Origin of the sequence: Enterobacter sp. UNJFSC 003 (assembly GCF_036903355.1) — a bacterium.
Taxonomy (GTDB): domain Bacteria; phylum Pseudomonadota; class Gammaproteobacteria; order Enterobacterales; family Enterobacteriaceae; genus Enterobacter.
The window spans coordinates 1-344 of sequence record NZ_JBAKHK010000074.1; the positions used below are offsets into that span (position 1 = coordinate 1).

At 61.9% G+C, this 344-nt stretch carries 1 protein-coding gene; it reads right to left on the bottom strand.

Annotated features, from left to right (window positions below; genetic code table 11):
• The coding region (locus V5P19_RS23155) for an Ig-like domain-containing protein (protein WP_334407861.1) at positions 1–344 on the bottom strand (344 nt) is incomplete at both ends.

The window sequence follows — 344 nt, forward strand, 5'->3', positions numbered from 1 at the left end:
GCGGCCACCGTCAGGGAGTGATCCCCTTCCGCCAGATCGGTTTCCGGCGTGTAGCTCCAGTTGCCGTTTTCATCCACCGGCGCGCTGCCGATCAGGTTGCCGTTGTCGTAGATATTGACGTGATCGATATCGTCGGTAGCCTGTCCTGCAAAGGTCGGACGGGTATCATCGGTAGTACCGCCGTCAGCGATAGGGCCGGTTACCGGGCCAACATCGTCGGTCAGCCCCAGCGAGCCATCCACGATCCCGGAGGTAATGTTGTCCGGCGCGGTGGTATCGAGGGTAAAGTTCCAGGCCGCATCATCGGTGCCGCTGATCTGCGGGCCTTCCAGTCCGGCCTTGTC